Here is an 11,297-nt window from a genome sequence, read left to right as displayed (position 1 = left end):
AAAACATACAGTTTCTGTAGACCAACCAAAAGTTTTTTATAATGAAATTGTAAATTTTATTTATGGTACTAAATAACTATCTAAATACATGCATGACCCTTTTTTGACAGAATCCCGGCCGGAGGTCTAATAGAGTCTAGGATTAGTTGGAAAAATGTTGCAAATAGGCCTACCAATGTACCTATAATAGCTCCAGATAATACCAACACCCATATATGGCGATTGTTTTTGTAATATGTGTCTAGTACTTTATTACTCATGATAATACAGTAATACTGAGTGGTTTCTGAATTAACACAAATTATACATATTTGAAAGTTTTTAAAAAGTAAAAGTTGACCAAAATTCGATAAATACTTATCTAGGTTATATTTTTAGTGATCGCATTTGCTATATTTATAGAATCCTTTTCATCACCGAGAGTTCCGACCCGAATTTTTATTTCAGTAGAGCGGGTGCTTAGACTAGTTAACTTAACCGTTACATCATTACCATTTTGTGAAGCTTTAACCTCTGCTGTTTTATCTTTATATGACTGGCTAAGTAGTGAATATTGTTTATCCATTTGCATTGTTTTGATGGTTGCATTATATACAGACCGAATATCTTTGGGCACTTCAATTATATAGTCACCATTTACATAGTATACAGCGCCACCTGCAACAACTGCAGCACCTATTATAACAGCAGTAGCAACACAGCTATTAAGAGATATTAGAATGATAGCTGATAGAATAATAAAGCGAGCTATTTTGAACATTACTAAGAAGCTTTGTATACGTTAGCCTGAATTTGATCCATAAGTTTTGATGACATTGCTTGGTCGCCAAAATTACCAAACTTAATAGTTACTTTAGCTATTTTATCTGTAAGACTTTCTACTTTTATTGTAAAGCTTGTGCTATCTATTTTTGTAGCACCTTCGATATCAGCTGTTTGTTTGGTTGTGTCGGTGTCTTTAGATACTAAAACAAAGTCGTTGTTATCTTTTATTGCCTTAAGAGCAGCTTTATATACAGCAATATAGTTACCTTTTATATTCATAGAATAGTTACCTTCTACATAAGCAACAGTACCACCACCAACAGCAACAGCAGTTACGATACAACTATTAAGAGCTAATGTTGAAAAGGATACTGCTGTTACAACTAGTAATTTTTTAAAGATATTCATATTGTTTAGCCTTTAAATTATAGATCTTTTTGGATTTGCCCCATTAGCGTTGCTGACATTGCTTGATCACCAAATGTACCAAATTTGATAGTTACTTTTGATGCATTCTTAGTAATTTCACGTATTTCAATATAGAAATCAGTAGAGCCCACTTTAGTTTTACCTTTGATATCAGTTTTGGTTGGGACTATATTTTTCTTAGTGATTTCTAAGTTATCATTTTCACTGATAGCTTTAAGAGTTGCATTAGTAACATCTTTTAGGCTACCATCTAGGTTCATTGAATACTTACCATCAACATAAGCAACTGTACCAGCACCTACTGCACCAGCTACAACTAACCAACAGCTACTTAGTGATAAAGCTGATACTGCAAGTAAAGAGGCAGTTAGTATTTTTTTTAGTTTCATAGTTTAATCCTTGTATCTAATATGTCATAACAATCATAAATGATAATATATCTGCTTTTAGACATAGTCAATTATTTCTTTGTCTTACTAATAGCTTACGCTAGTTATTTGTATTATTTAGATCATCAGTTTTTTTATTCAAAAATACAAGTTATTATAATGTTTAAAAATTCATCTTTAATAGAGCCATGATTCATCTTTTTGATTTTTGTACTATGATTATCAATCTTTTGTGTACTTTTTTATTGGCAGGGCTATACGTTATTGGTTGGCCTGTGGGTATTGTTGGTTTGATTATGAGTGCGGGATTGTTTTCGATAAGTGGATTGTATGCTGATGCTATATTGCAGATAATTCTTTTATTTAGTTTTGGGTATGGTTGGTATAGTTGGAAACCTAACTTTAGTCACAAAAAGGTAGTTGTTCATAGACTTAAAATTATTGGCTGGTTAAAAGTTTTAATAAGTATTGGAGTGTTTGGTTTGGTGGTTTCTCAGCTACTCATAAACTATACAGACTCAACAACGCCATATATGGATGGTTTTACAAGTGTGGCATCACTTGTTTGTGTTTTTCTAGCAAGCAGAAAAATAATAGATAACTGGATGATATGGATGGTTGTTGATTCTACTTATGTACTGTTATATATGTATAAAGATTTAGCATTTGCTGCTATTACTACATTTATATATCTAATTGTGGCAATATACGGCTATATTCATTGGAAAAAATTAATGTATACATAAATGATATTAGATGCGCATGTTCATACAGATAAATATTCATTAGAGGATTTAAACAAGGTAGCTAAAGAGTGTCGAACCTATGATATAAAGCTCTTATCTGTTGCAATGTGTGTTCCATCATATATTTCGATAAAAACCCTAAGCGATAACTATGATTTTATTATTCCATCATTTGGTATTCATCCATGGAAGGCGGATATATATGTACATGATCTAAAGTCTTTAGATAAATACTTGTTTGAGAGTAAGTACATAGGAGAGATTGGTTTAGATAAGAGGTTTTTGGATTATGCGGCTCCATTTGATGATCAGCAGCAAGTATTTGAATATATAATCTCACATAGGGCAATAGATAATAAATTGCTAAATTTGCATACAAGTGGAGCAGAGCTAGAAGTTTTGCAAACTTTAGAAAGATATAAGCGACATAGGTTTATTGTCCACTGGTATGCAGGAGATCTTGATGTGTTGGATAAATATTTGGCATTGGGTGGTCATTTCTCAATTGGTGTTGAGATTCTATTTAGCGAACATATTAGAGAGATAACTAGACGAATACCGTTAGATAGGATCTTGATAGAGACAGATAACCCTTCATCATATTCATGGCTTCTGGGTAGAGAACAAAATGATGGGATGCCAACCTTACTATTTAAAGTGATTAATAAAGTTTGTGAAGTTAAGCAAATTTCGACAGATGATTTTCTAAAAATATTAGATGTGAATCAGAAAAATATTTTACTTTAGCTAAATCTTGATTTGCTTAGTTATTTTTTTTGGTAGATACTTTAGTTAATAAGGTTTAAGAGTTATAGGTGCATCATGCCATTGTATCCAGAAATAGAGCCATATAATCAAGAGTTTTTAAAAGTTTCAGATATCCATACAATATACTTTGAAGAGTGTGGCAATCCTAACGGTAAACCTGCACTATTTATTCACGGTGGTCCAGGAGGTGGTATTCAACCAAGTTATAGGCAATACTTTAACCCAGATAAGTATCGAGTAATATTAGTAGATCAGCGCGGTTGTGGTAAAAGTACTCCATTTGCTGAGCTTAGAGAAAATGCCACTCAAGACTTAATTGAAGATTTTGAAAAAATTCGTAAAAAATTGAATATTGATAAGTGGATGCTTTTTGGTGGATCTTGGGGTAGTACTCTAGGGTTGGCTTATGCTCAAGCCTATCCAGATGTTGTGACAGAGCTTGTTCTAAGAGGTATATTTCTTGGGCGAGAAAAAGAGTTGTCGTGGTTGTATCAGCATGGTGCTAGTATGGTATTTCCTGATATGTGGGAGAAATATATAGAGCCGATTCCGGTAGAGCAAAGAAAAGATTTTATATCAGCATATCATTCAATACTTACAGGTGATGATGAGAAGCTAAAGCAACAAGCTGCTGTAGCGTGGAGCGTTTGGGAGGCATCAACAAGTAAGTTGTTTGTGGATAAGAAATCTATAGATAGATATGGAGAGGATAAGTTTAGCTTGGCTTTTGCAAGAATTGAGTGTCATTATTTCAAAAACAAGCTATTTGTTGAAGAGGCTCAGTTATTGAAAGACGCTCATAAAATCAAGGATGTTCCCGGTGTGATAGTACAAGGCCGTTATGATATGGTTTGTCCAGCAGTAAGTGCTTGGGATTTGCATAAAGCTTGGCCGAAGGCAGAGCTAGATATTGTAGCAGATGCTGGACACTCTATCAGCGAACCGGGAATTCTGGAAGCTTTAGTCAGGGCAACAGATAAATTTGCAGATTAACCTTTATTCAGGGTTGAGCTTTTGATTTAGTTTTATAAATACAATGGGAGAAGCCATTAATAATCCGCCAAGCACTAATGATAATGTTAAGTTAGCTAATGATAGAACTCCGTCTAGATATGCTCCATAATAAATCCATGATGCAACTGGTAAGAAAAGTACTGTCGCAGTTATTACGCCTGGAGATATTTTACGTTGAACTATTGTTGGTAGAATATGGAAAAAAATTCCATTTACATACATAAGAGCAGCGATAATTAAGCCAAAAGCAGGAAGCTTCCAACCAACCATCGCAGCAGCAATAGCAATAAACATAACTACACTGTTGGCAACATAGAAGTGGTTCCACTCTAATGTTTTAAGTCCGAGAGTCGAGTTAGCCCATTCTTTCCAATTGAAGCTTAGCTCTTCTAGTACATGTACTGAGTATGCAGCAAGCGCTATCCATAATAAATATTCATGAGTCATTTTTAATCTCTTTGCTACGGAATATGGGGTAATTATATATTGTTCTGAAGTTTTGTTAAGTGCTATGAGAAAAACTAATCTTTTGCTATAAAAAGCTTTTATCCAAGATTAGTGCGATGTTAGACTCAATTTCAACACTTAGTCAAAAGTGTAATTAAAGAGGTGCATTTGTTATATCTCTAGTGTTAGGCGCATAAACCCCTATGATCACTAGAACAGGTAGAGCCAATGCCGAAAGATTATCCAAGTTTATGATTGGTAGTCTTGGTTCTGATATTGAAAGGTAGCAGAACTGTCATGTCGTTTAAAATTTATATCGACGTGGAGTGCTTTATTTGTGTATGTATTTCTCAAATTTTATGTTCTCTCGTCTGATATGTAGCTATTAGATAGGAGAGCTAATATGTCAGAAACAATAGTCGCCAAGTTTGGTGGCACAAGTGTAGCAAATCAACAAACTATTAGGCAGTGTGCTAATATAGTTAATTCAGATAATAGGATAAAATTAGTAATTGTAAGTGCTCAGTCGGGTATTACTAATTTATTAATTCAGCTAGCAAATAATAGTAAAGATGGCTCTGAAGCAGAAAAAATTATAGAGCAAGTAGAAACTATAATTAATCCAATATTAGAGTCCATAAACTCAAATGATGTAACGAGCTCTATTAATAATATGATTTCAGAGCTTAGAATGTTTGCAAATATGGCTGCTTATTTTAGTGGTAAACAATTATCTGATTCCATTCTAGCTTTCGGTGAAATAATTTCTTCTATGTTAGTTACAAATGTGTTTAATCAAAATGGCATAAATGCTTATCATTTGGATTCAAGAGAAATCTTAAAGACCAATAGTCACTTTGGTTGTGCTAGTCCAGATTTGCTTGCTTTAGAAACTAATGCTATTGAGCATATCTTACCTAAAATTAATCAAGGATATGTTTGTGTCATGGGAGGCTTTATTGGTTCAGATAGTTATGGTAACACTACTACTTTAGGAAGGGGGTGTGGTGACTATTCAGCTTCCTTATATACTCAAGCGATAAAAGCTAATCAATTGAAAATTTTCACAGATGTAACAGGTATCTATCAGGCTGATCCAAGAGTTATTCCTAATGCAAGTTCGTTGAGTACTTTAGGTTTTAGTGAGGCTGCTGAGTTAGCTACTTTTGGCGCGAAAGTTGTTCATCCAAAAACTTTTTGGCCCGCGATGACTAGTAACTTTGATATATACATTGGATCTACCTTTCAACCAGAGCTTGGTGGAACACTAATTACACAGAAAATGGATGAAGATAGAAATATCATTGCTGTAGCTGAGAGAAAAGATCAAACATTATTAACTATTAAAAGCTTTAATATGTTTGGTTCACAAGGCTTTTTAGTGAAAGTTTTTAACATACTTGCTAATCATAATATTGCTGTTGACTTGGTTTCTACTAGTGAGGTTAGTATTGCGATTACTTTAGATAAGTTAGGGAGTCAATCTATGGGAGATGATTTGGTAACTCCAGAACTTTTAAAAGATATAGAGTCTATAGGTAATATAAATATTAAAGTTGAGAATGACTTGTCTCTAGTGAGTGTGGTTGGTAGTGATCTGCATCAGATAAGTGGAGTTAGTGGAGAGCTATTCAGTAGCCTAAGGGATTATAATATTCGACTTTTTAGTCACGGAGCTAGTGAGAATAGTATATGTATGTTAGTTGCTAGCCAGGATGCTCAAAAGGTAGTTAATAACGTTTATAACAGTTTTTTTAGCTAGGGGGAGATAATATGAGAGTGGCTATAGTTGGTAATGGAAAAACTGGTTCAGCAGTATCAGACTTATTATCACAAGAAGAAGTTGCTGGTATATATGATTCAAAAAATATATTAACGCTAGAAGCTTTGCAAAATGTAGATATAGCTATAGTTTTTGTTAATGCAAAAGTGTTGCAAGAGCTTTTACCTACATTATTAGAATCAAATGTTCCTGTAATCTGTGGTACAACAGGATATAACTGGGATCAAAACTTTATTAATTTTGTAAATCAGAATCAAAAAACTTGGGTTGTTGCGAACAATTTCAGCTTATCAATGGTAATTATAAAAAACATGTTGGCATCACTGGGGCAGTTAGAGCAATTAAATGAAGGAATAAACTATTCTATTACAGAAAAACACCATATTCATAAAGTTGATTCTCCTAGCGGTACAGCAGTATCTTGGAGAAATTGGTTAAGTATAGGAGATGTATCTATAGAGTCTATTAGGGAGGGGGACATAAAAGGACAGCATCAAGTGAAGGTAAATACACCTCATGAAACAATAGAGCTTAAGCATACTGCTCATAATAGAAGTCTCTTTGCTGAAGGAGCTATATGGGCGGCAAGAGAAGCTGTTGAAAGAGCTATTACCGGTTTTGTTTATTTTGATGAGTTAGTTGGAGAAAGGTTATGTCTATAGATATTAATAATAGATTATATACAGCATTAATTACACCAATGCTTGAAGATGGTTCAGTTGATTGGGATGGTTTTGAGAAGTTGTTAAGAATTCAAGAGTATCAAGGATGTGGTGTTCTGATTTTAGGAAGCACTGGAGAGGCATTGGCTTTAGACTTTGATGAGCAGTGTGACGTTGTAAGATTTGTTACTAGCTTAAATCTTAATGTTCCAATTATGATTGGCGTAGGAGGATTTCAGCTTGCTAAGCAACTTGAGTGGGTAGAGTTTTGTCAAACACAGAGGGTAGATTCTTTTCTTGTTGTTACACCTCTTTACGCAAAACCAGGCTCTGCTAGTCAAACCATTTGGTTTAAAACTATTTTGGATAAAGCTGACAGACCTTGTATGTTATATAATGTTCCTTCAAGGACCGGTGTTAACTTAGCTGAAGAAGTTCTGGTCAATTTAAAAGATCACCCAAATCTTTGGGCATTAAAAGAGGCTTCTGGAGATATCCAAAGATGTGCTCGTTATCATGAGCTAGCTCCAAATCTAATTATATATAGTGGAGAGGACGGTTTATTGCCAGAGTTGGCAAATGTTGGTGCAAAAGGCCTTGTTTCAGTTATATCCAATATATGGCCAGAACAAACAAAAGAGTATGTTAAGCAAAGTCTTGCTCATCAAATAGCAATAACGGATAAGGTAATCTGGGAAGTTGCTGCGAGATCTTGCTTTAGTGTCTCAAATCCAATACCTGTTAAGGCATGGCTAGCATATAGTGGTGTCATTACGACAAACACTTTAAGAGCACCGCTTTTAGCTAATGAACTTCAGGATTTAAGTTTATTAATAGGAGCTGATAGTTTAGTTAAAGATTGGTTTAGTCATATATAAGTAGAGGAGATAGGTTTAGAATGGATTGGAAAAATATTATTAAAGAGTTAGAAAAGGGTACATTAAGAGCAGCTACTCAATTAGATAATGGAGAATGGGCCGCAAATCAAGAGGTGAAGAAAGGTATATTAGCTGCTTTTAAAGCTGGTAGTAATACTGAGCTTTCTGGAATCTATAATGGATTTGTCGATAAAGATAATCTGCCAGCGCGAAGTTTTAGTGCTCAAGATGGTGTTAGACTAGTACCAGGTGGTTCATCAGTTAGAGCAGGGGCATATGTAGCATCATCTGTTATTATTATGCCTCCAGCTTATATTAATATAGGAGCATACGTTGATTCTGGAACTATGGTTGATAGCCATGCTCTAGTTGGTTCATGTGCTCAGATTGGTAAAAATGTACATTTATCGGCAGGAGTTCAAATAGGTGGTGTTTTAGAGCCGATAGGAATGAATCCTGTGGTTATTGAGGATGATGTATTTGTTGGGGCAGGTGCTGTTATCGTTGAGGGTATCGTGGTTGGAAAAGGCGCAGTTATAGCTCCCTCAGTTGTTTTATCAAAAGGTTTAGCAGTTTATGATGCTGTTAATGATGAGGTTTTAGATAAAGGCTCAAAAATTCCAGAGAATGCAGTAGTTATTCCGGGTAGCCGGCCTATAAGAACTAGTTGGGCTCAAGAAAATGGTCTTCAGGCTTACTGTCCAATTATTATTAAATATAGAGATGAAAAAAGTGACGCATCCTTAACCTTGGAAGAATTATTGAGGTAGTTATGAATATAGAAGCTCATAGAAGTAACCTAGATAGTCTATGTAAAGAAAATGAAGCTCCTTTCTTTTATTATGACCTAGATATGTTAGAGAAGCATGCTAAAGAACTGAAAAAACTACCAGTAAAATTATGGTATGCACTAAAAGCAAATCCATTATCTAGAATGATTAAGATTTTCGATGAGCAAAAAATAAGTTTTGATGTTGCTAGTATTGGTGAGCTGGACCAGGTTTTAGCTCAAGGAGTAAATCCTAAGAATATTTTGCATACTGGGCCAGCTAAGTCATATTCTCAATTAGAATATTTTCTAGCTCAAGGCGTTAGAATTTTTGTAATCGAGAGCATAAATCAATTTAAAGATTTATCAGACCTTGTAGAAAGAAAGAATATAAAAGTTGAAATTCTTTTAAGGGTTCAGCTTGTATGGAATGATCAAGAAAGTAATGTTCTTGGGGGAGGAGGTTGTGTAACTCCTTTTGGATTATCAATAAATGATTGGAAAGACTTTTTTAATGGTTCTCCAAGTATTTCTAATAATATGTCTATAATTGGGATGCATTGTTTTCAATGGGGAAATATTCTTTGCTTAGATAAACTATCTCAAATATGGAAGACAATAACTAAGGCTTTGCTAGATTTAAGTGAGGCTATCAATGTTTCTTTAAAAATTATAGATTTAGGCGGTGGTATAGGTGTTCCTTATAGTGCTGGTCAAAAAGCGGTATCAATCAATAATTTAATATCTTGCTTTAATAATCTTAAAAAAGAGTTTCCTGACATAGAGTATTGGTTAGAGCTAGGTAGGTATGCTGTTGCAGAAAGCGGAGCTTATTTAACTAAAGTTGTTGATAGGAAATCAGTGAATGGTGTTGATTTGCTAGTGGTTGATGGTGGTGCTCAACATTTAGTTAGGCCTGCATTAACGGGCGAAAGTTTTCCTGTAGAATTACTTAGAAAAGAATTTTGTAATGATATTGAAAATTTTCAGATTCATGGTCCATTGTGTACAAGCCTAGATAAAGCTGGTGTAGCAAGTTTACCAAAAGATATAAAGCTAAATGATTATTTAGTATTTAAGCAAACTGGAGCATATGGTTTTACTGAGGGTATGCCTTTTTTCTTGTGTCATAGTTTACCCGCTGAAGTAGTCTGTTATAAAGGACAGCTTCAGACTGTAAGACAAAGTAAAAAAGCTTCTAGCTGGTTAGTATAAAAAATATAAGGTCGAATAATGCTAAAAATTAGTAATAAAGTAAACAGTATTGAGGTATCAGCTACAGTTGTAATGTCTGAATTAGCAGCGGAGTTAAAGCAGCAGGGAAGAAATGTAATATCTCTTTCTATAGGAGAGCCAGGGTTTTTCTCACCGGACTGTGTCAAAGAGGCTGCTAAAAGAGCTATAGATAATAATATTACTAAGTACCCTCCAATAGATGGAATTTCTGAATTAAAAGAAGCCATAGTTAAGAGATATAAAAGAGATTATGGTTTAAACTTTAATAAAAGCCAGGTTTGTGTAACTAGTGGAACTAAACAAAGTATACATAATATTTTTACATGTATTTTTGATGATGGAGATGAAGCTATTTATTTCGCACCGTATTGGGGATGTTATCCAGAGCAGCTAAAATTGGCTGGAGCAAAATCAGTTATAGTAAAAACCCATGCTGAAAATAATTTCCAATTAGATATTAAAGAAATTGAAAAAGCTATAACATCCAAAACAAAAGCTATTATTATAAACTCCCCTAACAACCCTACAGGTGTTGTTTATTCAGAAGAAACATTGGCATATTTTGCACAGTTAATCAGGAAATATCCAAATATATGGATTATTTCAGATGAAATATATGATCAAACTTTATTTGATAGTAATGCTATTTCTTTGTTACAAGTTGCTCCAGATTTATCAAATAAATTTATTATAGCTAGTGGAATGTCAAAAGGTTATGCTATGGCTGGTTGGAGAGTGGGATATGTTATAGCTCCAGAGATTTTAAAAGATGCGATAGCAAAACTACAGTCTCAAACTACTGGTGGTGCTTGCTCAATATCTCAAATAGCTTCTATACAAGCTTTATCCTTAGATAATGAGTATTTAAAAAGATATACATCTATTTATCAAGAAAGAGTGATGTATATTTATAATTCTTTAAAGAGTTTAGAGGATTTTGAAATAGTTAAACCATTAGGAACCTTTTACCTTTTTCCAAAAATAGAGAAGTTGTTACAAAAAACTAAATTCAGAAACGATGTAGAATTTTGCTTAGCTTTATTAAAAGATCAAGCTTTAGCTATAACACCGGGAAGTTACTTTGGCTTAGAAAACTATATAAGAATAAGCTGTGCTGATGATTTAAATATTTTGGCAGAAGCTGTGACAAGGCTTAGTAAATTTATTGAAAGGGAAATAATTAAATAAAAAAGTATTATTTTTTAGATAAGTAGGATATTTGTTTTTTTGTTATAAAATAGTGTAAATGTGCTGTAAAGTGGCAAAAAGGCTATGTGGATGGTAGTTTTTGGGGTTGAAATAGCTGTTGAAATAAAAAAGTTGTAAAAACTTTAATTTTTTTGAAGAAAGTAGTTGCATTTTGGAAGAGTGATGCGTATTATATGTCTTCACCGGCTGACGAGTGATGTTA

The 11,297-nt window shown here is 33.8% G+C and carries 14 protein-coding genes and 1 riboswitch; of the genes, 9 read left to right on the top strand and 5 right to left on the bottom strand.

Annotated features, from left to right (window positions below; translation table 11 throughout):
* Positions 1-80: 80 nt before the first annotated feature.
* The 4 genes from F3D59_RS09590 to F3D59_RS09575 all read right to left on the bottom strand — a co-directional run bounded on the left by F3D59_RS09590 (position 81) and on the right by F3D59_RS09575 (position 1,583).
* Positions 81-260 carry a hypothetical protein gene (locus F3D59_RS09590; protein ID WP_150464724.1) on the bottom strand — a complete coding sequence of 60 codons (180 nt, stop codon included), beginning with the start codon at positions 258-260 and terminating at the stop codon, positions 81-83.
* A gap of 101 nt (positions 261-361) precedes the next feature.
* Positions 362-760 (bottom strand): DUF3568 family protein, encoded by a 399-nt coding sequence (locus F3D59_RS09585; protein WP_150464723.1) that lies wholly within the window; start codon positions 758-760, stop codon positions 362-364.
* 2 nt (positions 761-762) lie between these two features.
* On the bottom strand, positions 763-1,173 hold the full coding sequence (locus F3D59_RS09580) for a DUF3568 domain-containing protein (RefSeq protein ID WP_150464722.1): 411 nt from the start codon (positions 1,171-1,173) through the stop codon (positions 763-765).
* 17 nt (positions 1,174-1,190) lie between these two features.
* On the bottom strand, positions 1,191-1,583 hold the full coding sequence (locus tag F3D59_RS09575) for a DUF3568 domain-containing protein (RefSeq protein ID WP_150464721.1): 393 nt from the start codon (positions 1,581-1,583) through the stop codon (positions 1,191-1,193).
* Positions 1,584-1,771: 188 nt separating this feature from the next.
* On the opposite strand from F3D59_RS09575, the gene pnuC reads away from it, so the two are divergent.
* The 3 genes from pnuC (at position 1,772) to pip (ending at position 4,090) form a co-directional block, all read left to right on the top strand.
* Positions 1,772-2,329: a nicotinamide riboside transporter PnuC gene (pnuC, locus tag F3D59_RS09570; RefSeq protein ID WP_150464720.1), complete on the top strand. Its 558-nt coding sequence runs from the start codon at positions 1,772-1,774 to the stop codon at positions 2,327-2,329.
* Entirely contained in the window at positions 2,330-3,076 is a 747-nt protein-coding gene (locus F3D59_RS09565) for a TatD family hydrolase (RefSeq protein WP_150464719.1), read from the top strand. It abuts the gene before it with no gap.
* 75 nt (positions 3,077-3,151) lie between these two features.
* Positions 3,152-4,090, top strand: a complete 939-nt coding sequence (gene pip, locus F3D59_RS09560; RefSeq protein ID WP_150464718.1) for a prolyl aminopeptidase — start codon at positions 3,152-3,154, stop codon at positions 4,088-4,090.
* A gap of 3 nt (positions 4,091-4,093) precedes the next feature.
* On the opposite strand, the gene F3D59_RS09555 is transcribed toward pip, so the two are convergent.
* Positions 4,094-4,558 carry an HXXEE domain-containing protein gene (locus F3D59_RS09555; protein WP_150464717.1) on the bottom strand — a complete coding sequence of 155 codons (465 nt, stop codon included), beginning with the start codon at positions 4,556-4,558 and terminating at the stop codon, positions 4,094-4,096.
* Positions 4,559-4,707: 149 nt separating this feature from the next.
* Positions 4,708-4,898, top strand: a riboswitch (Lysine riboswitch).
* A 63-nt stretch (positions 4,899-4,961) separates the two neighbouring features.
* On the opposite strand from F3D59_RS09555, the gene lysC reads away from it, so the two are divergent.
* From lysC to F3D59_RS09525, 6 genes are read left to right on the top strand one after another with little or no spacing between them, the layout of a single operon-like run.
* Positions 4,962-6,320, top strand: coding sequence for a lysine-sensitive aspartokinase 3 (gene lysC / locus F3D59_RS09550; protein WP_150464716.1), 1,359 nt, complete (start codon positions 4,962-4,964; stop codon positions 6,318-6,320).
* 11 nt (positions 6,321-6,331) lie between these two features.
* Positions 6,332-7,003 (top strand): 4-hydroxy-tetrahydrodipicolinate reductase, encoded by a 672-nt coding sequence (locus F3D59_RS09545; RefSeq protein WP_150464715.1) that lies wholly within the window; start codon positions 6,332-6,334, stop codon positions 7,001-7,003.
* Positions 6,994-7,881: a 4-hydroxy-tetrahydrodipicolinate synthase gene (dapA, locus tag F3D59_RS09540; RefSeq protein WP_146421490.1), complete on the top strand. Its 888-nt coding sequence runs from the start codon at positions 6,994-6,996 to the stop codon at positions 7,879-7,881. Before F3D59_RS09545 ends, dapA begins: the two co-directional genes overlap by 10 nt.
* A 20-nt stretch (positions 7,882-7,901) precedes the next feature.
* Positions 7,902-8,651 (top strand): 2,3,4,5-tetrahydropyridine-2,6-dicarboxylate N-succinyltransferase, encoded by a 750-nt coding sequence (locus tag F3D59_RS09535; protein WP_150464714.1) that lies wholly within the window; start codon positions 7,902-7,904, stop codon positions 8,649-8,651.
* Positions 8,652-8,653: 2 nt separating this feature from the next.
* A complete protein-coding gene (locus tag F3D59_RS09530; RefSeq protein WP_150464713.1) occupies positions 8,654-9,865 on the top strand; it encodes a PLP-dependent decarboxylase in 1,212 nt (403 codons plus the stop codon).
* 18 nt (positions 9,866-9,883) lie between these two features.
* The gene (locus F3D59_RS09525) at positions 9,884-11,074 is read left to right on the top strand and encodes a pyridoxal phosphate-dependent aminotransferase (protein WP_150464712.1); all 1,191 of its coding nucleotides are present in this window, start codon (positions 9,884-9,886) and stop codon (positions 11,072-11,074) included.
* Positions 11,075-11,297 lie beyond the last annotated feature (223 nt).

The sequence above is a fragment of the Francisella sp. XLW-1 genome (assembly GCF_008711455.1).
Lineage (GTDB): Bacteria > Pseudomonadota > Gammaproteobacteria > Francisellales > Francisellaceae > Francisella > Francisella salimarina.
This window is presented reverse-complemented; position numbering and strand designations above follow the sequence as displayed.